The 22,040-nt window shown below is 45.0% G+C and carries 19 protein-coding genes; 6 read left to right on the forward strand and 13 right to left on the reverse strand.

What is annotated here, in order from left to right:
* Together GGD38_RS09875 and GGD38_RS09880 are read left to right on the forward strand one after the other, a co-directional pair.
* Positions 1 to 771, forward strand: coding sequence for an EI24 domain-containing protein (locus GGD38_RS09875; RefSeq protein ID WP_375298162.1), 771 nt, complete (start codon positions 1 to 3; stop codon positions 769 to 771).
* A gap of 68 nt (positions 772 to 839) precedes the next feature.
* Positions 840 to 1,550, forward strand: coding sequence for an SAM-dependent methyltransferase (locus GGD38_RS09880; RefSeq protein WP_375303800.1), 711 nt, complete (start codon positions 840 to 842; stop codon positions 1,548 to 1,550).
* Between the two features lies 1 nt (position 1,551).
* Here the strand turns inward: GGD38_RS09880 and GGD38_RS09885 are convergent, their stop codons facing one another.
* Positions 1,552 to 1,926, reverse strand: coding sequence for a hypothetical protein (locus GGD38_RS09885; protein WP_375298160.1), 375 nt, complete (start codon positions 1,924 to 1,926; stop codon positions 1,552 to 1,554).
* A gap of 100 nt (positions 1,927 to 2,026) precedes the next feature.
* Positions 2,027 to 3,388, reverse strand: coding sequence for a M20/M25/M40 family metallo-hydrolase (locus GGD38_RS09890; protein ID WP_375298159.1), 1,362 nt, complete (start codon positions 3,386 to 3,388; stop codon positions 2,027 to 2,029).
* Between the two features lie 93 nt (positions 3,389 to 3,481).
* Between GGD38_RS09890 and bshA the strand changes: the two genes are divergently transcribed.
* Positions 3,482 to 4,621, forward strand: a complete 1,140-nt coding sequence (gene bshA, locus GGD38_RS09895; RefSeq protein WP_375298158.1) for an N-acetyl-alpha-D-glucosaminyl L-malate synthase BshA — start codon at positions 3,482 to 3,484, stop codon at positions 4,619 to 4,621.
* Positions 4,622 to 4,681: 60 nt separating this feature from the next.
* Here the strand turns inward: bshA and GGD38_RS09900 are convergent, their stop codons facing one another.
* From GGD38_RS09900 to porU, 7 genes are all read right to left on the reverse strand, one after another.
* The gene (locus GGD38_RS09900; protein WP_375298157.1) at positions 4,682 to 5,890 is read right to left on the reverse strand and encodes a murein hydrolase activator EnvC family protein; all 1,209 of its coding nucleotides are present in this window, start codon (positions 5,888 to 5,890) and stop codon (positions 4,682 to 4,684) included.
* Between the two features lie 94 nt (positions 5,891 to 5,984).
* Entirely contained in the window at positions 5,985 to 7,400 is a 1,416-nt protein-coding gene (locus tag GGD38_RS09905; RefSeq protein ID WP_375298156.1) for a murein hydrolase activator EnvC family protein, read from the reverse strand.
* An 89-nt stretch (positions 7,401 to 7,489) separates the two neighbouring features.
* Entirely contained in the window at positions 7,490 to 8,311 is an 822-nt protein-coding gene (locus GGD38_RS09910; RefSeq protein ID WP_375298155.1) for a DUF4292 domain-containing protein, read from the reverse strand.
* A gap of 3 nt (positions 8,312 to 8,314) precedes the next feature.
* On the reverse strand, positions 8,315 to 8,758 hold the full coding sequence (gene dut / locus GGD38_RS09915) for a dUTP diphosphatase (RefSeq protein WP_375298154.1): 444 nt from the start codon (positions 8,756 to 8,758) through the stop codon (positions 8,315 to 8,317).
* 98 nt (positions 8,759 to 8,856) lie between these two features.
* A complete protein-coding gene (gene ispF, locus GGD38_RS09920) occupies positions 8,857 to 9,333 on the reverse strand; it encodes a 2-C-methyl-D-erythritol 2,4-cyclodiphosphate synthase (RefSeq protein WP_375298153.1) in 477 nt (158 codons plus the stop codon).
* 106 nt (positions 9,334 to 9,439) lie between these two features.
* Positions 9,440 to 10,615, reverse strand: coding sequence for a type IX secretion system outer membrane channel protein PorV (gene porV, locus GGD38_RS09925; RefSeq protein ID WP_375298152.1), 1,176 nt, complete (start codon positions 10,613 to 10,615; stop codon positions 9,440 to 9,442).
* A gap of 174 nt (positions 10,616 to 10,789) precedes the next feature.
* On the reverse strand, positions 10,790 to 14,155 hold the full coding sequence (gene porU, locus GGD38_RS09930) for a type IX secretion system sortase PorU (RefSeq protein ID WP_375298151.1): 3,366 nt from the start codon (positions 14,153 to 14,155) through the stop codon (positions 10,790 to 10,792).
* A 357-nt stretch (positions 14,156 to 14,512) separates the two neighbouring features.
* On the opposite strand from porU, the gene GGD38_RS09935 reads away from it, so the two are divergent.
* Together GGD38_RS09935 and murF are read left to right on the forward strand one after the other, a co-directional pair.
* The gene (locus tag GGD38_RS09935) at positions 14,513 to 16,096 is read left to right on the forward strand and encodes an SUMF1/EgtB/PvdO family nonheme iron enzyme (protein WP_375298150.1); all 1,584 of its coding nucleotides are present in this window, start codon (positions 14,513 to 14,515) and stop codon (positions 16,094 to 16,096) included.
* A 107-nt stretch (positions 16,097 to 16,203) separates the two neighbouring features.
* Positions 16,204 to 17,478, forward strand: a complete 1,275-nt coding sequence (gene murF, locus GGD38_RS09940) for a UDP-N-acetylmuramoyl-tripeptide--D-alanyl-D-alanine ligase (protein ID WP_375298149.1) — start codon at positions 16,204 to 16,206, stop codon at positions 17,476 to 17,478.
* A gap of 82 nt (positions 17,479 to 17,560) precedes the next feature.
* On the opposite strand, the gene GGD38_RS09945 is transcribed toward murF, so the two are convergent.
* From GGD38_RS09945 to GGD38_RS09955, 3 genes are all read right to left on the reverse strand, one after another.
* On the reverse strand, positions 17,561 to 18,358 hold the full coding sequence (locus GGD38_RS09945; protein WP_375298148.1) for a CHAD domain-containing protein: 798 nt from the start codon (positions 18,356 to 18,358) through the stop codon (positions 17,561 to 17,563).
* A 212-nt stretch (positions 18,359 to 18,570) separates the two neighbouring features.
* Complete coding sequence (locus GGD38_RS09950; protein WP_375298147.1) at positions 18,571 to 19,734, reverse strand: O-succinylhomoserine sulfhydrylase; 1,164 nt, start codon at positions 19,732 to 19,734, stop codon at positions 18,571 to 18,573.
* Between the two features lie 252 nt (positions 19,735 to 19,986).
* On the reverse strand, positions 19,987 to 20,418 hold the full coding sequence (locus GGD38_RS09955) for an OsmC family protein (RefSeq protein ID WP_375298146.1): 432 nt from the start codon (positions 20,416 to 20,418) through the stop codon (positions 19,987 to 19,989).
* Positions 20,419 to 20,486: 68 nt separating this feature from the next.
* On the opposite strand from GGD38_RS09955, the gene metX reads away from it, so the two are divergent.
* Positions 20,487 to 21,497, forward strand: coding sequence for a homoserine O-acetyltransferase (metX, locus tag GGD38_RS09960; RefSeq protein WP_375298145.1), 1,011 nt, complete (start codon positions 20,487 to 20,489; stop codon positions 21,495 to 21,497).
* A gap of 7 nt (positions 21,498 to 21,504) precedes the next feature.
* Here the strand turns inward: metX and GGD38_RS09965 are convergent, their stop codons facing one another.
* Positions 21,505 to 21,999, reverse strand: coding sequence for a GNAT family N-acetyltransferase (locus tag GGD38_RS09965; protein WP_375298144.1), 495 nt, complete (start codon positions 21,997 to 21,999; stop codon positions 21,505 to 21,507).
* Positions 22,000 to 22,040: the final 41 nt, after the last annotated feature.

Genomic DNA, 22,040 nt, shown 5'->3' on the forward strand with positions numbered 1-22,040 from the left:
TTGCTGAAAGAAATCGTTACAGCCATTCAGTCATATGCCAGGGCGCATCGCTTTATACGGGAGCACCGGCTTTGGAAGTGGATCATCGTTCCGGGTATCATTTATACCCTGTTGTTTTTAGGGGGCATGTATTTTTTCTGGACCTCTTCCAGCCAGGTAGTTTCAAGCTTTAACCATTGGCTCGGCATCGACCGGTGGCTTCATCAGCAACGCAGCCCGTTCCTGAGTTTCTTTTTCCTGATGGGTGAAATTATGGTGCGGCTGATCATGATGTTGTTCTATTTTTCCCTCTTTAAATATCTTTTCCTTATTATAGGTTCCCCGGTTTTTGCATACCTCAGCGAAAAGACCGAATCGATCATGGAAGGCAAAGACTTCCCCTTCAGCTTTAAACAACTGATGGCCGATATAGTACGGGGTATAAAACTGGCTTTACGCAACACGTTATGGCAATCGGTGTATACTATTTCCCTGCTTATACTTTCCTTTATTCCGCTTATAGGCTGGGTGGTACCGGTTACCACGTTGTTGGTTGAATGTTATTACTACGGCTTTTCGATGCTCGATTATAGTTGCGAACGCCATAAGCTGTCGCCTTCAGAAAGCATTCAATTTATTGGTAAACACAAAGGCCTGGCCATTGGCAACGGCATGGTGTTTTACCTCATGCACGTTGTTCCGTTTATTGGTTGGGTATTAGCGCCTGCTTATGCAGTAGTAGCAGCCACTATTAGTTTATATCACCGTGACGATAAAGTAGGGGTGGAATAATGGGCTAATGTGATAATATGCTAATGTGCTTATGGATAAAGAAAGGCATAAAAAACAAAGTTATTAAATTGACATCTTCAAGTACTATATATCTGATCCCATCTGTGTTGCATGAAAATGCTACAGAAACTATTCCCGCATATGTAAAAGATGCTGTTGGCAAATGCCAGGTGTTTTTTGTGGAGAATGAACGTACGGCCCGCCGTTTCTTAAAAAGCATTTGGAAAGAAATGGTGATAGATAACTACACCTGGGTATTGATAGATAAAACCAACAATATAGCCACGCTTTCGGCCTTCAATAAACATTTAAGGGAGAACAAAACCATTGGTATTCTTAGCGAAGCCGGTTGCCCCGGTGTTGCTGACCCCGGCCAGTTGTTAACTGAAGCGGCCCATGCCGCCGGCGCCACCATAAAACCATTGGTGGGCCCCAGCAGTATCTTAATGGCTTTAATGGCCAGTGGTATGAACGGGCAGCAATTTCAGTTCGTAGGTTATTTACCTATCGATACCTCTGCACGTATAAAGGCTATAAAAGATCTGGAAGCAGAATCGGCCCATAAGAACTGTACGCAGATCTTTATTGAAACGCCTTACCGCAATAATCAAATACTGGAAACCCTTATTAAACACGGTAAACCCACTACCAAACTGTGTGTGGCAGCCGATATAACCGCCGCTACTGAATTTATTCAAACCAAAACACTGGCAGACTGGAAAAAGAAACTACCCGACCTGCACAAACGGCCTGTGATCTTTTGTTTGCTGGCTGTATAAACTATCTGTCTTCCTTCATAGAAAGTATACTATCAACTATATAAGTTGTATTGCCGCGCCAGGGAATTACATTATGAAACTCGCGGTAATGCAAATCGAACCATTTACCACTGTTGGCCATTAGCTTTTCGGCAATTTGTTTGTTCACTACCGAAAACTCAAATTCATACGATTGTACGCTGCCTACCGTGCGTGACCGTATGCCTTCCTGTATAAGCTTTCCCTCGTAGGTTTTCCATACATCGCCCTTCAGCACTACATAATTCAAATGGCCCGATTTCACTCCTTCGCCAAACACATAAAAATATTTCCAGTAGAAGAAGATACCAAAGCCTACTATAAGAATAGAAACTACTATAAAAATAATTTTCCTCATCGAATTTAGGTTGCTTGAACAATTGGCAATAGACAATAAGCAATTGGCAAACATTAGCGCGGCAATAATTGCTTATTGTCTATTGCACATTGCCAATTGGTTAAAGCCCGTATTTATCCACAAGATATATTAATGCGGCCATAGATACAGCACCCAGTTCCAGTTCGCGTTTATTTACGGCTTCAAACACATCGCTGCGGGCATGGTGTATATCAAAATACCTTTGCGAATCGGGTTCTAAACCTGCCAGCGGCGTACCTAACTCCCGGTTCAGCGGACCAATATCAGAGCCACCGCCGCCCATTTCCAACTCACTAATGCCATAGGGCTGTAGTAAAGGCAACCAGCTTTTTACTTTTTTAAGCAATTCGGCAGGCATGGTAAAACCAAAACCACGCGGAGTAAACCCACCTGCATCGCTTTCCAATGCAAAAATGTGTTTCTCTTTTTTTAGACGGGCTTCTTCGGCATAACGGCCACCGCCACGCAACCCATTCTCTTCATTGGCAAACAATACTACCCTTATTGTACGTTTGGGTTTATAACCAATGGCTTTCAATGCACGTAGTATTTCTATCGATTGAACACAGCCACTTCCATCATCATGCGCACCTTCGGCAGGGTCCCAACTATCGAGGTGGCCACCTACGGTAATTATTTCATCAGGATATTCACTACCGGTTATTTCACCAATGATATTATGCGCCACCGTATCGGGCAACATTTTACCATTTGTTTTCAGAAACAGGGTTACCGGTGCTTTTTCCAATGCGGCAGCGAGTTTGTCGGCATCCTGCAAACCCATGGCAGCTGCAGGTATTTTGGGAAAAGAATCGTTGTAACGGGTAGAACCGGTGTGTGGATTGTTATCAGCTGCATGGCTCATGGAACGAATAAGTACACCTACTGCTCCATGGCGTGCCGCCGCGCTGGGACCTGCACCGCGATAACCTACCGCATCACGATAAGCTTCAAAAGTTCTTACATACGTATCGTTAAACTTATAGTTATAAAAAACGATCTTTCCCTTTACTTCGGCTTTCTTTTGTTCCAGTTCTTCAAATGAATTTATTAATACAACAGGGGCCTGTATACCTTTTGGTCCGGTACCCATAGAATTTCCAAGCGCCAGAATATCGAGGGGTTGGTTTTTTGAGCCTACAATCCATGCTTCGTCTTTTCCGCCGCGCACCCAATGCGGTACAAGACATGATTGAGCTATTACCCGGTCGGCGCCTGCTTTTTGCAGTGCATTCTGGCCCCAGGCCTCTGCTTTATAAGTTTGTGGTGAACCGGTAAGCCTGGCGCCTACCTTTTTGGTAAGTACACGTAAATTTTCGTATGCCTGGCTGCGAAGCAGTATTTCGTTGGCAATTGCCCGTATTTTTAACGAATCATCCTGTTGGGCAAGGCCAATAAAAGGTATAATTGTTAACAATAGCGTAAACAATTTGAATCTCATGTGCGTTATTTTACGCTAAAATAGGCAAAATGATCCCCTTGGGCATAATTGGCTGTTTTAAATTACCTTCACACTCTTAATATAAACCGCAGTATGCGCATTGGAATTGTTTGCTATCCCACGTTTGGTGGCAGTGGCGTTTTAGCTACCGAATTGGGAAAGGCACTGGCTGATAAAGGACATCAGGTACATTTTATAACGTACCAGCAACCCGTACGATTGAGTGAGTTTAATGCTAACATTTTTTATCATGAGGTACGGGTGCCTCAGTATCCCCTGTTCGATTATCCGCCATATGAAACAGCGTTATCGAGCACCATGGTTGATGTTATTGTAAATAATAATATCGATCTGCTGCATGTGCATTATGCCATACCCCACGCCTCTGCGGCATATATGGCTAAAAAGATCCTGGAGAAACAAGGAAAGATCATTCCGGTGATCACCACCCTGCATGGTACCGATATTACGCTGGTAGGCCGCGACAAAACCTTTGCCCCGGTGGTAACGTTCTCTATCAATGAAAGCGATGCCATTACTGCGGTATCGCAAAACCTGGCCGAAGAAACCTATCGTAATTTCAAGATCGAAAAAGAGATCAAGGTCATTCAGAACTTTGTTGATGTTAAACGTTTTCGTAAAAAGCCCATCGATGCATTCCGCCGCGTAATAGCCCCACACAATGAAAAAGTGGTGCTGCACGCTTCCAACTTCCGTAAGCTGAAAAGGGTAACCGATGTGGTGCGCATTTTTGCCGAACTCAACAAGAAGGTGCCAAGTAAGTTGTTGTTTGTGGGCGATGGCCCCGAAAGACCGGTTGCTGAAAGTTTAGCACGTGAGTTGGGCATTTATGATGAAACCCGTTTTGTTGGCCGTCAGGAGCAAATTGAAGAAGTACTGGCTATTTCCGATCTGTTTGTATTACCATCCGATTACGAAAGCTTTGGTTTGGCGGCACTGGAAGCTATGGCTGCGGGCGTACCTGTTATTTCAAGTAATGCAGGTGGTTTGCCCGAGGTTAATATAGAAGGCGAAACCGGTTACCTGGCCGACGTTGGTGATGTAGCCACCATGGGCCAACGGGCAATTGAATTGCTGTCTGACGAAAACAAACTGCAAAAGTTCAAAACAAAGGCCGCTGCACATGCGCGCTTATACGATATTGATACTATAGTACCCCGATACGAGGCACTGTATAACCGGTTCTTACAAAATATAAACAGCCGGGTGTAAAATAAAAAGAGGGTGTCTCTTACTTTTGAAGTGACACCCTCTTCTCTTATAGTGATTTATTTATTTCTTCTTAAGCCATTTTTCGGGATCAAGGTTCTTTATTTCCTGCATAAGAATAAAGTCTATCTCCCCATTGCCATCGGTATTTTTAGCGGCAATACCTACCAACTGGTCGGCACCTATCTTTTGATTTCTTGATACATTTACCGATTGCAGGTTGCTGTATACGCTAAAGTATTTACCATGGCGAACAATTACACTCCAGGCGCCTTCTATATCAAAGATGCGCACTACCTCGCCTTCAAAAATGGCTTTTACTGTTGCGCCGGGTTCGGTTTCCAACGTTAACCCCGGGTTGTTGGTTACAACAGGCCCCTGTACATTACGGCCGAAATGCATTTTAATAGATGCTTTTTCAACGGGCCAGGGCAAATGGCCTTTATTATCTTCAAAGCTGCCGCTAATGCGTTTGCCTTCTGGCGTTAACTCCAGCTTCTTCACCTCTTTTTTAGCAGCAGGCGATTCGTTCGACTTATATTCTTTTACATATACATCGCCGATAGCATTGGTTACTGCCGACATTACCTTTTTGTAGGCCGTCTTTTTGGCGTTCAGCTCTTTTAAAATATCTTTTTCCCGGCTTTTGAGGGTTTTAACAATAGCGTTCTTTTCTTTCTTTTCCTCTTCCAGTTCTTCCTTTTGTTTTTCCTGTTTTTCAATTACCGCATCTTTTTCACGGCGGGCAATTTCAAGCCCGGTTAATTTTCCGGTCAATAATTTTTGCGTGTTCTTTATAGCTATTACCTGGTCTTCGCAGTACTGGTGATAGGCACGAAAGTATTGTGCCCGGCGGAATGCGTCGGTAAAGGAATTAGCTGAAAAAATAAAACTCAGGTATTCGTAGTTGTTGCGAAGCTTATAGGAGTATACAATATTTCTTGCATATTGTACCTTCATAGTATCGAGCCTGTCTTTTAAACTGTCGATATTACTTTTCGATTTACCTATGTTCCCTTCCAACATCTTCACCTGTCGGTTGATATTATCGATGGCCTTCTCACGAAGTCTCAGTTTTTTCTTTACCATCTCCAACTGTCGCTGACCGGCGCGGCTTTGTTGTTTTGAATCTTTCAGCGTATTGTTCAACTCATCAATCTCGCGCTGAAGTTCCATTTGTTGTTGTTTCAGATCCTCGCCAGCCGGCTGCTGGGCATGCAGGGCAACAGTAATTACCAACGTTAGAAAACCGGTAGCCATCCACTTTAACATAGGGGTCGAATTTTAAACCTGATCAATAAAAGAAAAAGCCCGGAAGAGGGTCATAATTTCTCTTCCGGACTTATGAACGTTTTTACTTGCTAACTTATTTCCCTCTGATCCATCTTTCGGGATCAAGATTTCTATTCTCCTGCATCAGCAGGAACTCAATCTCACCCTGGCCTTCATCATTGGCAGCGGCGCGGCCTAACATTTGTCCGCCCGATACCTTCTGATCTTTCGTTACACTCACTGATGACAGATTACTGTAAACCGTAAAGTATTTACCATGGCGAATGAGTACACTCCAGTTACCATCTATATCGAATATACGCGAGATCTCGCCTTCGAACACGGCCCTTACAATGGCGCCTGGTTGTGTTGCCAGGGTAATACCGGGGTTGTTACCACGCAGTTTTGTGTGCTCGATGGCATAGGTCCCGAAGTGGATCTTCACCTGTCCTTTTTCAACGGGCCAGGGCAACCGGCCTCTGTTGCTTTCAAAGCTGCCGCTTATTCTAAACCCTTCGGGCGTTGCTTCCAGCACGCTTTCGGGCTTTTTAGCTTCTACTTCTTTTTTGGGTTCGGGCTTTTCTACTTTTGCTACCACCGGCGCTTTGGGCGTTGGTGCCGGTTCATTCGCTTTTTTCGCTTTTGCTATCGCTTCCGCTTCGCGCTCGCGCTCTTTTTCTCTTTCTCTTTCGCGCTCTCTTTCTTTCGCCTTTGCTGCTTCAGCCGCTTTTGCCTCGGCCAGCGCTTTTTCTTTTGCTTCCTCTGCCGCTTTTAAGCGGGCAGCATTTATTTCCTTTATGATAGCAGACTTGATGGCGCTCTTTAATTTGTTATCAGCTTTTTGCTTGGTAGTAAGTTCTTTCGAGATCTCATTTTCACGGGCTTTCAACTCAGACAGGATTGCGTTCTTTTCTTTCTTCTCCCCTTCCAGTTCGTCTTTTTGCTTTTCCTGTTTTTGCAGAACCAGGTCTTTTTCCTTTCGGCTCGATTCGAGCCCTGCAATTTTATCCATGTACAGCACCTGGGTGCTTTTTATAGTTGACGCCTGCTCTTCGCGGTACAAGCGGTACGCCCGCAGATATTGCACGCGGCGCAACGCATCGTTGAAACTGGAAGCCGAAAAAATGAAATTCAGGAAATCGTAGTTACTACGGTTCTTATAAGCATACACAATGCTTTTGGCATATTGTTGCTTTAAAGTATCGAGCTCCACTTTCAAGCGTTCTATTTCACCTTTCGATTTTGAAATAGTGCCTTCTATAACGCCTATCTGCTGGTTGATGTTGTTAATGGCCTGTTCGCGTAAACGCAACTTCTTTTGCACCATCGATAATTGCAACAAACCCGCCTTGGTGTTCTTTCTCGAACTCTTCAATGTACTCCTCAGGTCATCTATTTCCCGCTGAATTTCCGCCTGCTTCCGCTTCAGTTCTTCACTACCGCCTTGTTGTGCAAACAGGGCTGCGGGCACTGCCACGGCCAAAAAACAGGTAATCATCATTTTCAGCATACTGAAAGATTTTTAAGTGTTAACGGTTGGGCAGGATATGGGATCCACGGGGTTGTTTCAAGGGTTGGACGTCAGTTATGCAATAACGCTTATTTCCGTTTATAATTTTTAGGAATATTGAACGGAAAGTTTAAATCAACGTTAAAATCAAACTGTTTGAACTCCATCTCTATGTCAAGCTTCGATTTTTCTGACACCGTAATTTTACGATGCGTTGAAAACCGAACACCATTTTTCACCTGGTAATCGCTATAGCTAAGATAGGCAGTACGCGCTCTGATGGCATCTACGTCATCGAGCTTGCTGTGCTGCAGGGTATAATCGTCTTTATTCACGGTAAGCAGGTGTTTGAACAATACGCCAATGCTCATGAGTGAAATAGACTTATCGTCTTTCTTATACGAGTTGATATTGCTATCAAGGAAAATAGGGTTGCCAATAAGCAGGTTTTGCAGATCGCTGAACTTCATTGGGATCTTTGTTACCTCCTGCAAATACTCAACCGACCGCAACTGCACGGTTTTATTAAGTTTGTTGATAACCTTTACGCTATCGGGGGTTATCAATACCCTGAAGGCGTCGATACCTAATACGGCGCTGATATTAACCCACAGCACGCTGTCTTTTTTTAACCGCACAAAGGCATTTACCGGTGGGTTCTTTTTGCCATCACCGCCTTCAAAATCAACCTTTATTTTGGCCGAAAAGGTTTGATAGTCGTTTATGTGATTTGTGCGAATAGTATCCCAAACCTCTTTAATATAGCGCATAGAATCGGCGCGGTGGTCAACTACCGGTACAACCTGTGCTGTATCTTTTTTAGCAATAGCCGTTTGAATAGTCTTTGTTGATCTGCAACTGGTTAAAAATGTCACCAACGCCAAAACACATATGGCAAAAAAATACTTCATTCATTATGATTTACCGGTATGACCAAATCCACCTTCGTGGCGCTTTGTTACCGAAATTGATTTAACGGGTTTCCATTTTACACGTTCTACATCGTGTACAACCATTTGGGCAATACGATCGCCGGGGTGTATGGTTTGTGGTTCCTGCGATAAGTTTATTAGAATGACCTTTACTTCGCCGCGGTAATCAGAATCGATAGTACCGGGACTGTTCAAACAGGTTAATCCCTGTTTTATTGCCAAACCGCTGCGTGGGCGTATTTGTGCTTCGTATCCTTTTGGCAATTCGATAAACAAACCGGTTGGTACTAAAAATCGTTCCAGGGAGTTGAGAACGATGGGCGCTTCTATAAAAGCGCGTATATCCATGCCGGCTGCTTCGTCCGTTGCATATTCGGGCAGCGGATTGTTCGACTGGTTAATGATCTTAACTTTTACTTTTGACATAGGGCAAAAATAATGTGCTAATGTGATAATGCGATAATTCGATAATGTGATAATTAAATACAGCTCAATTTCGGGAAGTATGATTTAATGCATCATCCCTAATTTTTTGGCTGCAATAAAACTGTGGCATAAGCAACAAGTCCTTCTTCCCGGCCTACAAACCCCATCTTTTCTGTGGTAGTTGCTTTTACCGAAACATCGTCGATGGTAATTTCAAGAATGCCGGCAATTACCTGCCGCATTTGGTCTGAATATTTTTTAATCTTGGGGGCTTCAAGACAAATAGAGGTATCCACATTAACCACCCGGTAATTACGGGCTTTTATGAGATCGTAGCTTTTCTGCAACAATATTTTGCTGTCGATGTCTTTATAAGTTGCGTCGGTATTGGGAAAATGCACACCGATGTCGCCCAGGGCCAGGGCGCCCAGCAATGCATCGCAAATGGCATGTAATAATACGTCGGCATCACTATGCCCCAGGGCGCCTTTGTGATGGGAAATTTTTACACCACCTATCCATAGATCCCGCCCTTCAGTTAACTGATGAAAATCAATTCCAAACCCAATACGCATAATGTGATAATTTGCTAATGTGCTAATAAAAAAAGCGTCCCGACTAAAGTCGGGACGCTCAAATATATTGAATTCTATTTGCACATTAGCAAATTAGCATATTAGCTTATTCTGCATTGATGTCGTCGAGGTCGAAGATAAGGCCGAAACGCAGGGTATTAGACAATGGGTTGCGGTTTACACCTGAACCTGAAGGAACCAGGTAAGAGAAATTCAAACCAAACACATTGTATTTAACACCTAAACCAGCGGTAAAATATTTACGGTTGCCTTTGTCTTTGTTCTCATAAAAATAACCGGCGCGGAAGAAGAACTGGTCCATATAATTATATTCAGCGCCTAAAGAAAACTGAAATTCTTTCAACTCTTCTTTGAAACCGCCGGGGGCATCATTAAATGAGCTGAACCAGCTGCCTACTACTGATTTGTTTCTATACTCAGCAACCTGCGCATTTGAAACTGCAGTATCGCCCTCTACAAAATTAGGTGGTGTAGGCACCAGCAATTTATGAATATCGAGGCCAAAGGTTAATTTGTTGGTTTCGTCAAACGCTTTAGTGTAAGTAGTACCCAAACCTAAGTTAGCTGGGATATAATCCTTTTGAGTTGCATCGTTGGTATAACCGATCTTTCCGCCCAGATTGGTAACGGCCGCACCAAAATTCCAGCCTTCGCCCATTTCGTTCTGTCCGGTATAGAAGAAAGAAATGTCGCCGGCAAAGGTAGAACCGGGTTTGTAAGCGGTACCCGTTGTAGCCAGGCTACCAGCGAGGTTTGAGCGAATATAACGCAAAGCTATACCCAAACCGATCTTGTCGCTCAACTTGCGGCTATAACCGAAGTCAACACCAAATTCGCGGGGACGGCCCGAACCCAGATCAAGACCACCCTGATCGGTAAATTGAATGTTACCCAGGCTGAAATAGCGAACTGAACCGCCGATGGCAGATTCCTCATCTAATTTATAATATCCGCTTAATCCTAATAAATAAACATCATTTAATCCCAGGTCTTTTAACCAAGGGGTGTACGTTAGCCCAATGCTAAAGTTCTTTTGAGCGAACGGCGTTTTAGCCAGGTTCCAAAATGGAGAGCTGGCATCTGGTGATGTAGCCAGTCCTAAATCGCCCATACCACCCGCACGGGCGTCTGGTGAAATACGTAAGAAAGGTACGGCTGTAGTTACAACGTTAATAGGATTGGCCTGGTCTTGTGCTTGTACAGACTTAGCACCCACCAACAGGAACATACCTACAGTTAGTTTAATAAATTTTCGTTTCATTGTTTGAGTTGTCTTTAAGGATCAATTCCGCTTTCAACATTTTCCTCAATAGCAGTTTGGTAGCATAAAAATTACCCTTGCTTTTGCATTAAAGCCTGTTGTTGCGGACCATTAAGAATTTTGGGTAAATTTTCCTGTCGATAGATTGGCTAAAATAAGTATTTTCTAATTAGACTATAGTATAAACAATTTTTCAAGCTTTTCCGCTGCTTTGCCGTCTGCAGTTTGTACTCTCAGGCGGTAAATATACACTCCCCGGCCGATTTTATCACCATAATCATCCCGGGCGTCCCATTCCACGTCACTCGAACGATTTCCAGGCGAAAATATTGTTTTTTTGATCGTTTTTACCAGCTTCCCTGTAATCGTATATACCTGAATCTGTATAAGTAATTCTTCGCCTGGTCTGCTATGCTCAAACCAAAAGCTGGTGCGGGTTGTAAACGGATTAGGATAATTCAACACGTGATCTAGTGAAAAACTTTCCTGTGCTACCACCCTGAAATCGAGGGTGGCCTCCCCCGAATTATTGGCAACATCCCATGCCCTGATGGTAAGGGTATGTGTACCGGCTGCCAGTGTGGGCATTTGAAAACGCACCGTTCCCTGGCGATAATTATTCAGGTCGCTCTCATAAAATTCATTCAGCACAAATTCAGTTTTTTGATCATTATCAAGTATTGCCACCAGGTTATGCCCAATGCCCGTACCTAAGATATTAATGCCACTTGAATCGGCCAGCTTAACCAGCAACACAGGCCGGTTGTTGGTAATGCTGCCATTCACAAACTTCTCGTCATTTAAATACGCTTTAATAGATGGACCGAGGGGGTCTACCACACCATTTCCTGAGCCGCCGATAATAATATTTTTTAATACCCCGCTGCCGTCTTTGCTGCCGTTATCGGTGTAATAGCTAATTTTTCCATTACCGTATTGATAGCTAATGTCTTTAGGCACTATAAAACTAAAATCAAAACGGCCATTGGTTACCGAAGCCTTTCCCTTGAACAGGATATTTTTTTGTACCTGAATGGGAACCACCTGGCTGCCAGGGTCGTTGCCAAGGGTATTTATGGTTTGCGCTTTGTCGAAAATGGTAGGGTATATGATACCGTTAAAATCATTGAGGGTATTGCCCATTTTGTCCTGCACCGTACCGCTGATGGTATATTCCGATAAAGCTTTTAAGGTATCGGGTATATTGCTTATCGCCACACCATTTACGGCCGTGGTGGTAACCTGGTAGGCAGGGAAAGCAATACTCAATGCCGGATCGCCCAGCAGGGTGAATTTGCGGTTATTTACTACATCGCCTAAAAAATTATAGGTTATGTTCTTGGCCTGGCGCACGGCTTCGCCCAGTGTGCGGTAGCTGCTGTCGGGCTTTTTTTGAAAAGCCGTTTTCAGGTAATTCTCATTCATTACCCGGTTGCTGAAAGCAAATACCAACCGGGTGGTGGTCATTAAAGCAATGGCGCCCGTTCTTTCGCGCAACAACAGGTTTTCACCTATTGAGCTTACGAGCGGATTATCGTATGGCGCCACATCGCAGGTAGCGGTTATGAACAGGGGCAGTTTATTAGGGTTGTTGAAAGTGTTTATTATGTCCTGGTCAATTACCACTTCTTCGGCCAGGCGGCGGTATCCACCATGACCGGTAAAGTTCCAAACCAGGGTACCATTATATATTTTATTATTTATAGCCAGGTTTACTATCGGGTAACGACTACCGGCCGAATTGCTTTCCTGCTGAAAAAGATCGAGGTATAATTTATCAATGTTTTGCTGGGGTGCGGCGGCGGTAACTGTAGCCGTCATGGTTTCGGCATCCTGCAGGTGCAGGTTATTGTCTTCATCATCAGCCACAAAAGTGCATTCATTGCGCCAGGGGCCCAGGCTTTTGGTATCGTTATAAGCGATGATCTTGTCTACTATGTATTGTGCTTCCCGCTCATTTTTTGCAGGAATGCGACCAATACCAATATCGAGCAGGTAGGTGCCTGTTCCATTTATATCGTCGTTATCGCCCAGCAGGCCAAAGAAATCGTCGGAGGTATAGGTGGTAAGCGGTTCCAGCGAAGCGGGGCTTTCCCAACAGGGCAACAGGTTGGTATTGTTGCTGATGCGCGTGCGATAATCGAACGAGGCATCGCCAAAAAGCAACAGGTATTGAGGGGCTTTGGCGCTATCGCCGCCGGCCCGGTCATAGAACATTTTTACATAATCGCGTAATGCTGCAGGGTCGGGCGAACCCGATGAAAATTCATTAAATACCTGGTTTGCCGTAACCACCACCGTTTGCAGGTTATCGCGTTGCTGATGATATTGGGCCAGCCGCTGGGCCTGACCCAATATACTGGGGTGTGTTATTATTATATATTGTGGAATGGCGCCGCCATGTAAATTCTGGTTGGGCACCGCCCCTACTTTGCCGGGTGTTAAAAAGCCGGTATTGTTGAATACCATGTATTCGTGCAACCGGCTGCATTCGTTTACAAAACGCAGTTCACTGCCATTCATAGAACCCTGCATGCGAACGGGTTGCAGCGGGTCGGTTATATCCCATACCTGGGTGGCGGCCGTGGTGTTCTTAATTGTAAAAGCCCCCACCCTGCCGGGGCCAACACTGTTCCAGTCGCGAAAAAGCAGTTGATCAACGCCATTCATCGAAAGGTCAACCTGGGCCTGTATTTCAAACCAGTCGAGCCAACCCTGGCTGCCTGCACTGCCCTGGGAATAATCGAACCGAACGGTTAACGGCGACTGGCTGATGTTGAAGACGGCCGTTGACTGGGCCGCTGTAGCAAAAGGATCGTAGGCGCCATTGGTGGTAGCGGGCAGGCTTAGTTGCATAGCCTGCTGATTGTTAACGCTTACAGCAAAACGGCTAACCACACCAAAAGAGCGGGCAACACAAGCAGCTGAAATGGAGCCAGCCAGTATATTAGGCATGTTCACCGTATAGCTGCGGGTGAGCGGTTTGCCGCCATTGTTCGAAAACTCTTCGCCATACCATTGGCGGCCGCTGCTGAGGAAGTTCACTGTATCCAGTTCATAAAAATAGCTGCGGGTGGCCTGGGTGATGGTGGTATTGGGTGTGGTGGTAATATTTGTGGTTTGAATTCTTTTTCCGTTTGCGCCAATGTTCAGGTAATAGTAGGCGGTGTCGGTATATATATTCCGATGGTGCAGAAAGGTTTTGTTGGCAGAATCTTTTATCCAGGCATGTGGACCGGCAGCATAAAACAGTACGTAATCGGAGCCATTTAACTGTCCATCCCCCCCATCTTCGATCCATAAAGCGTTTTCAATAAGATCGTCGGGTTTTGAGTTGATTGGTTTTTCGGGCAGCAGCTGGCAGCCATTGCCGAATAATCTGATAGCCGATGATGATAATGAGGTTGTGTTTATGCCAAGGGAACTAAGGAAGGGGAGGTCGATTTTGTAAATGCCGGGAGCTGTTGAACTTATTTTATACCAGTTACCCATCGCCAACACGGAATTAGCCGTATATGAACGTTGAGATAACGCTGGCATATGGTTCATGACAAATATGCCTGCCATCATAAGGTGGATAAAAGGTCTACAGCGCATCTGGCCAAAAATAATTCATTTTATACCATGAATCCCGGAGGAATTATGTACCGGGAAAAAAAATAATCCGCACCCCAACATACCCGGCTTAAAATTTGAATGGTGGATAACGCAGGTAAAAACCAGCGCGGCCTCCACAAATTAACGAGGCCAAAACACACTGTAATACAGGTTGTTTTACTAAAAACCGGTATATTCGCCGTCCTGCTTGTTTTTGTGGAAAAGCAAATGAAAAAGCCGTACAATATTTGATTCGCAATAGCGTTTAACCAAATTGAACTAAAGGCAAAAGTCATCAAAATGAATTTGAAAAACCTATTTATCGTACTATCCTGCGCTGCCGCAGTTTCATCCTGTAAGTCCAACAAGAAAGAGAAGTCGGACGTTACCGGTTGGAATTACAATGACAAAAACATGGGCGGTTATCAGGTATCCCGTGAGAAAGAACAACGTACTGGTCCCGGACTGGTGTTTGTTCAGGGCGGTACCTTCACCATGGGCGCCACCGAAGAAGATGTTATGGGTGAGTGGAATAACATTCCTACCCGTAAAACAGTAAACTCTTTCTACATCGATCGTACTGAGGTAGCAAACATTCACTATCGTGAATATTTGTACTGGATAAACAACGTATTCGATGGTGATGAATATAAAGATGTACGCGCAGGTGCATTGCCCGATACCCTGGTATGGCGCAGTGAGCTGGCTTACAACGAGCCTTTGGTTGAGTACTACCTCCGCCACCCATCATACAACTACTATCCTGTTGTGGGTGTAACCTGGAGACAGGCACACGACTTTTGTTTATGGCGCAGTGACCGTGTAAACGAAAAAGCGTTGCTTGATAAGGGCTTCATTAACAAAACAGCCGTTAAAAATATTCAGGGTCAGGGAAGTGAGTCGTTCAACACCAAAGCTTATTTGCTTGGTTTAACTACGCCTACTCCTGGTAACCAGGTTCGTTCTAAAAAGAACCCTTTAAAGAACCCGAACGGTACGCCCAGAACTACAGTAAATTTCGAAGATGGTATTTTGTTACCGAACTACCGTCTCCCAACAGAAGCTGAGTGGGAATACGCCGCCATGGGTCTGGTTGGTCAAAACCCTAACCCAAGCCGCAAAGAAGGCAAACGTGGTGAGGAGTTGATAACTAACAAACAAGTGTTCTCATGGACGCAGAATGTGAACGGTTTACGTGATAGCCGCCGTGGCGCATGGCAAGGTACCTTCCTGGCCAACTTCAAACGCGGTAATGGTGATAACATGGGTGTGGCCGGTGGTTTGAACGACCGCGCTGTATACACTGCACCGGTTAACTCTTTCTTCCCTAACTCATTCGGTATCTATAATATGTCTGGTAACGTGAGCGAGTGGACCGGTGATATTTACCGTCCGCTGTCACCCACCGATAACGATGACGTTTCTCCTTATCGTGGTAACCACTACCAGAACGTTTACAAAAACAAAGATGGTGAGTTTGAAAAAGATAGCTTAGGCCGCGTTAAAACGGTATACGTAACTGACGAAGAAAGCAAAAACCGCCGTAACTATCAAAAGGGTAACGTTATCAACTATCTCGATGGTGACTCTTTGATCAGCGGTGTAGGTTATGGTGAAACTGATATCGACAAGAACAGAGCAAATGGCCGTGGTTATGGTATGACTACGCTCATCAGCGATAAATCGCGTGTAATTAAAGGTGGTAGCTGGAACGACCGTCCTTACTGGTTAAGCCCAGGTACACGTCGCTTCCTGGAAGAAGATCAGGGAAGTTCTACAGTAGGTTTCCGTTGCGCAATGGACCGCCTGGGTAGCCCTGAAGGTAATGGCCGCAAAACCGGTATCAATTACCCAACAAGACGCCAGAACACAAGAAAACGATAAATTGACTTTTCAAATTCTAAGAGCCTCTCGATTAATCGGGAGGCTTTTTTGTTGGACCCTCCCCTGGTTGAAGGAGAGGGATATCAACTTATCAACTAAATTTGCTTATGACCATTGATCAACTCTACAAAATATACCGGCAATATCCTTCGGTACAAACCGATACCCGGAAACTGAAAACAGGCGATCTCTTCTTTGCATTAAAAGGGCCCAACTTCAACGGTAACCAGTTTGCTACCGCAGCATTGGAGGCCGGCTCGGCATATGCCATTGTTGATGAAGCCCCTGCTACCCCAAACGACCGCATTATTGTTGTTGACGATGTGCTCACCACCCTGCAGCAGCTGGCCAAATACCATCGCCAGCAGTTCAACATACCATTTATAGCCATTACCGGCAGCAACGGAAAAACAACAACCAAAGAACTGGTGCATGCCGTTCTTTCGGCTGGTTATAAAACTTACACCACCCAGGGCAACCTGAACAATCATATTGGTATTCCGCTTACCATTTTATCAGTTAAAGACGATGCCCAGATGGCCGTGATAGAAATGGGCGCCAATCACCTGCGCGAAATTGCCAGCTATTGTGAATACACCCTGCCCACCCATGGCATTATTACCAATTGCGGCAAAGCGCATTTAGAAGGTTTTGGCAGCATCGAAGGTGTGCGCAAAGGAAAAGGCGAACTGTACGATTACCTGCGCGCCCATGGGGGTACCGCCTTTGTAATGTGGGATTACGATTACCTGCAAACCATGAGCGTTGGCATACCTACCGTTATCAAATACGGCACTACAGATGCCGTAGATATACAGGGTACAGTGCAACAAAGTGAGCCATTTTTAACGGTATCAATTACAAAAGGCGCCACCATACAAACGCAACTGGTGGGAAGCTACAACCTGCCTAACGTGCTTGTAGCCGTGACCGCAGGCAGGTTCTTCAAGATACCCGATGAGAAAATAAAAACAGCTATTGAGCAGTATACTCCTTCGAACAGCCGTTCGCAGTTAATTGAGAAGAACGGTAATAAATTTATTCTCGATGCCTATAATGCCAATCCTACCAGCATGAAACTGGCTATTGAGAACTTTGCCGGCATACACGCTGCCAACAAAGTATTGATGCTGGGCGGAATGGCCGAACTGGGTCATGAAAGCCTGCAGGAACATGAGGCCATTATTGAGCTTATTAAACAACACCCATGGAAAGCGGTAGTGCTGGTTGGTGGCGATTTCTTAAAGCTCGATCATCCGTTTATTAAAAAGGCTAATTCGGCAGAAGCGGCGGAGTGGTTTAAAGGACAGGCATTCAACGATACTTACTTTCTTATTAAAGGATCGAGAAGTATGGCTATGGAGAAAGTTCTTAGTTCTTAGTTCTCAGTTCTCAGTTTTTAGCTGACATTCGAGACTCGCCTGTTTTTGCTTGCAGCTTACAGCTTATGGCTTATAGCTGTTTTCAGAACGCATGCTCAATACGCAATTCCCTAACCCTCTGCAACAGTTCTTGTTGTTGAGAATTCTTTTGTATTTGCCAGCTATTTTCCAATTGCTTTAAAACAGCATTTTCGTTCTCATTATTATTATAACCCGATTGTAACAACGAAATGGCCAGGCAACGGTCGTTAAAGTCGCCCAGCAGGGAGGCCATATCGCTTAACTTCTTTTCGCTTACACCTCGTATTGGGAATGAAATACCCCAATCGTTCTCAAAGATGCGAATGACGTAAATAATATCTTTTAATTGTTTACGAATACTATGCAGATCGTGTTCGTCATCGGCGGCCAGTAATAAGATGTGAATGGCTGCCACTTTCTGATGCAGGAATTTCTTTAACGTAACGTCGTGCAGTTCTTTTGGCAGCTCATCAGTAAGTGAAGAAATGATCTTTTTGAAATGTACTACCTCTATTGCAGTTACGGCTTCTTCTTTATCGGCAAACAATTGCCGGTTCCAATGGGAGTTACAGTGGGGCAATTGAAATACAACAGGCAATTGGTGCAGCTCATCAAGGAACAATTGCATATCCCGCACCTTGCCGGCATCATGATAAAGCGCTTTTAATTTATGGGGTATATGCAGGTCGCCGGTATTTTTTTCAATCAGCAGCAATCTTAGAAAAGCCCTTACTTTTTTATAGTTAACTCGCAGGTCGTGAATATCTTCTTTGTCGAACTTACCAGGCAGGCGTTCGCTGTGTTTTTCAATACTGCTTATATGCTTATCAACCACTTCTTCCAACGCCTCTCGTTTCATATCCTTTTTTATATAAGATACGATTTTTACAGGGCTTGATAAAACACAAACGGGTTGGAGAACCAACCCGTTTACCAGCTCAATTTTTAAAACTTTTTATTATGAAAAAGAATCTGTGATAAAGTTAATGTTCCAATAATCTCTATGAAATGATAGCAGGCATTGAAATCGATGATTCCCGTCACTCCAAAAAGGTGTAACCATGACACAGCCTAACAATTCTCCAGCGCCTGTCGAATATCGCTGATGATATCATCAACATGTTCTAAACCTACAGAAATACGTATTAATCCGGGTGTTATGTTCACCGCCAGTCGCTCCTGCTCGGTTAATTTAGCGTGGGTTGTACTGGCCGGGTGCGACGCAATACTTTTGGTATCACCCAAATTGGCGGTAAGCGACAACATTTTCAGGTTATCGAGGAACTTTTTGCCGCTTTGTAAACCACCCGCCAGTTCAAAACAAACAATACCGCCGCCATTCTTCATTTGCTTTAATGCAATACGGTGCTGCGGGTGACTGGCCAGGAAAGGATATTTAAGCCATTTGATCTTTGGATGGCCTTCCAACGCCTTTGCCAGTTGCAAAGCATTACCGCCATGGCGCTCCATACGAACATCGAGCGTTTCAAGACTTTTGCTCAGTACCCAGGCATTAAAGGCAGATAGTGCCGGGCCGGTACTGCGGCAGAATAAATATATATCGTGAATGAGCGCTTTTTTACCAACTATAACGCCCCCGAGCACACGTCCCTGCCCATCGATCCATTTGGTAGCAGAGTGTACAACCAGGTCGGCCCCAAAATCGATAGGGCGTTGGTTTACCGGTGTGGCAAAACAGTTGTCGACATTCAATAAAAGGTTATGCTTTTTGCAGACGTTAGAAGCGGCTTCCAGGTCAACGATCTCCAGACCGGGATTGGTAGGCGTTTCTATATAGAACATTTTGGTATTGGGTTGAATGGCTTTTTCCCATTCTTCGGGTTTATCGGCAGGCACATAAGTGTACTCGATGCCGAACTTAGGCAGGATCTTGGTGATCACAGTGTGGGTGCTGCCAAAGATAGCGTTGCAACTGAGCAGGTGATCGCCTTTTTTCAACAATGCCATAAATGAAGCAAAGATGGCACTCATGCCCGATGACGTGGCGTAACCGGCTTCAGCACCTTCAAGGGCAACCATACGGTCAACAAACTCCTGAACGGTGGGGTTACTGAAGCGGCTGTAAATATTGTCGTCGGTTTCATCGGCAAAAGCAGCCCGCATATCTTCAGAATTATCGAAGCAGAAGCTGCTGGTGAGGAACATGGGTGAAGAATGTTCCATTTCGTTGGTACGGTCGGTATGAATGCGTATTGCTTTGCTTATTGGATGCATCTCGAGTTAGTTAGTTATTGAGTTATTAAGTTCGTAAGTTTCCTGCTACCGGGTTTCCGGTTACCGGGAAATACAGTTCCAGGTTTCAGGTTTCAAGTTCCAGGGCTTTAATTTTCCGGACTCGCGACTATCGGTTACAGGCTTTAATTGCTGAGCCGTGTTCGAGGCGTACAAGAGTGCGACGCAACAGACGGTGATAGTAGCACCGACGCTGGCGGCCAAAATGGCTTTTCTTGTTAACTCGTCAACCTGTTAACTTGTTAACTGGTTCACCCTTACCTCCCATTTCAGCTCTCCGCCTGCACGGCGCAGGGTTTCGGCAACGGAACAGTATTTATCCATCGACAATTCGCAGGCCCTTTTAGCTTTATCGGGGTCAATATTGCCGGTAAGCTCAAAAATGATGGTCACGTTTTTCCAAATTGATGGTTCTTTACCCGGTTCGCGCTCCCCTTCTATCTTCATATTGAAGCCGTCGATGGTTTGGCGCTGCTTTTTGAGGATGCTCACGATATCGATGCCGCTACAGCCGCCCAGGCCCATTAACAGCATTTGCATGGGGCGAACGCCAAAATTGGTACCTCCGTTATCGGGACTGGTATCCATACGAACTATATGCCCATTGGCATCTTTTGCTTCAAATCCGTATTCTCCTTCTACCCTTTCCAATTCAATTTTTATCATGGTAAAGATTTTTGCAAATGTAATTCATGCAAGCATTTACTTTGCACCCTTAATTTAGCCTGGGGCCAATGAAGCGTTTTGAATATAATCATCCTTTCAATCTCGAAAACGGGGCGCAACTGCCTTCATTAACCATTGCATATCATACTTATGGGACGTTAAATGCCGATAAAAGCAACGTCATTTGGGTATGTCATGCCTTAACCGCCAACTCCGATGCCGCCGACTGGTGGGCTGGTGTGGTGGGAACCGGCTGTGTAATTAACCCCGAAAAGTACTATATTGTTTGCGCCAACATCCTTGGCTCATGTTACGGCACCACGGGACCATTGAGTATGAACCCAAAAACGGGCGCCCCCTGGATGCATGAATTTCCGCTGATCACCATTCGAGATATGGTAAATGCCCATATTTTGCTGCGCCGGCACCTGGAAATAGACAGCATTCACCTGCTAATGGGTGGCAGCATGGGTGGTTACCAGGCCCTGGAATGGAGCATTATGGAAAAAGAAGTGATCAGGAACCTGTTTTTGCTGGCCACCTCACCCACCGAAAGCGCCTGGGGAATAGCTGTACACGCTACCCAACGCCTGGCCATTGAGGCCGATTGCACGTGGAACCAAAATACACCCGAGGCCGGACAAAAAGGCCTGAAGGCTGCCCGCGCCATAGGTATGCTTACCTACCGCAACTATGGCATTATGGTGCAAAAGCAAACCGATACCGATACCGAAAAACTCGACAACTACAAAGCCGCCTCTTATATAAATTACCAGGGCGAAAAATTGGTAAAACGCTTTAATGCCTATAGCTATTGGCTGCTTACCAAAGCACTGGACACCCACCATATTGGCCGCGGCCGCGGTGGCGATGCCGAAGCCATGCTGAAAAGCGTACAACAAAAAACATTACTGATAGGCATTACCAGCGATATTCTTTGCCCCCTCGAAGAACAACGCCATATGCAGCAACACCTGGGCAATTGTACCCTGGTTGAAATAGATTCGGTGTATGGGCATGATGGGTTTATGGTTGAGACGGGGAAGATTGGAGAGGTGCTGAAGGGGTGGTTGGGTTAGAAGAAAGTTAAACCCCCACCCAATTGGCGCTCGCCAGCACAACCGAAGTATCTATTTGCCGGAGAGGGATGTTCCAGTATTTCCTGAGCAATTGCTCTTTTTCGTTAAACGAAACCAGCCGGTAACCATGTTTTTGATAGAAGCCGATCGCCCAGCTGGCATCGGCCCAGGTGCCAATTAAAATGGGGGTTGATACCAATGTTGACAGGTGTTGAAGCAGCTTTCCGCCAATACCTTTACTCCTTGCAGCAGTACGAACATAGGCATGCCGAATTAAAGTAACATCGCCCTTATCCTGGATGCCCATTACACCAATCATTTTACCATCGTCGAAATAGCACCAGAATTTTACCCGATCGTCAATCTGCGCCTGCAATTCTTCTACAGACATATAGGGCTCGTGCCATCTATCGGCCGGAATAATACCTTTATACGCTGAAGCCCCATCGTTAATGATCTCATGAACGGTTGCAAAGTCGCTGTTCTTTACCGGAACTATCATTGTTTTATTGTGTTTTTATAAAAATACAAATTAACAGCTCA

This window comes from Niastella sp. OAS944 (assembly GCA_024809215.1).
Lineage (GTDB): Bacteria > Bacteroidota > Bacteroidia > Chitinophagales > Chitinophagaceae > Niastella.

Coding starts and splice junctions, on each gene's coding strand:
- ispF (WP_375298153.1), bottom strand. CDS start 9,333: ATGCGTATTGGGTTTGGAATTGATTTTCATCAGTTAACTGAAGGGCGG.
- bshA (WP_375298158.1), top strand. CDS start 3,482: ATGCGCATTGGAATTGTTTGCTATCCCACGTTTGGTGGCAGTGGCGTT.
- dut (WP_375298154.1), bottom strand. CDS start 8,758: ATGTCAAAAGTAAAAGTTAAGATCATTAACCAGTCGAACAATCCGCTG.
- GGD38_RS09950 (WP_375298147.1), bottom strand. CDS start 19,734: ATGCATCCAATAAGCAAAGCAATACGCATTCATACCGACCGTACCAAC.
- GGD38_RS09965 (WP_375298144.1), bottom strand. CDS start 21,999: ATGATAGTTCCGGTAAAGAACAGCGACTTTGCAACCGTTCATGAGATC.
- murF (WP_375298149.1), top strand. CDS start 16,204: ATGACCATTGATCAACTCTACAAAATATACCGGCAATATCCTTCGGTA.
- porU (WP_375298151.1), bottom strand. CDS start 14,155: ATGCCAGCGTTATCTCAACGTTCATATACGGCTAATTCCGTGTTGGCG.
- porV (WP_375298152.1), bottom strand. CDS start 10,615: ATGAAACGAAAATTTATTAAACTAACTGTAGGTATGTTCCTGTTGGTG.
- GGD38_RS09935 (WP_375298150.1), top strand. CDS start 14,513: ATGAATTTGAAAAACCTATTTATCGTACTATCCTGCGCTGCCGCAGTT.
- GGD38_RS09900 (WP_375298157.1), bottom strand. CDS start 5,890: ATGTTAAAGTGGATGGCTACCGGTTTTCTAACGTTGGTAATTACTGTT.
- metX (WP_375298145.1), top strand. CDS start 20,487: ATGAAGCGTTTTGAATATAATCATCCTTTCAATCTCGAAAACGGGGCG.
- GGD38_RS09955 (WP_375298146.1), bottom strand. CDS start 20,418: ATGATAAAAATTGAATTGGAAAGGGTAGAAGGAGAATACGGATTTGAA.
- GGD38_RS09910 (WP_375298155.1), bottom strand. CDS start 8,311: ATGAAGTATTTTTTTGCCATATGTGTTTTGGCGTTGGTGACATTTTTA.
- GGD38_RS09885 (WP_375298160.1), bottom strand. CDS start 1,926: ATGAGGAAAATTATTTTTATAGTAGTTTCTATTCTTATAGTAGGCTTT.
- GGD38_RS09945 (WP_375298148.1), bottom strand. CDS start 18,358: ATGAAACGAGAGGCGTTGGAAGAAGTGGTTGATAAGCATATAAGCAGT.
- GGD38_RS09890 (WP_375298159.1), bottom strand. CDS start 3,388: ATGAGATTCAAATTGTTTACGCTATTGTTAACAATTATACCTTTTATT.
- GGD38_RS09905 (WP_375298156.1), bottom strand. CDS start 7,400: ATGCTGAAAATGATGATTACCTGTTTTTTGGCCGTGGCAGTGCCCGCA.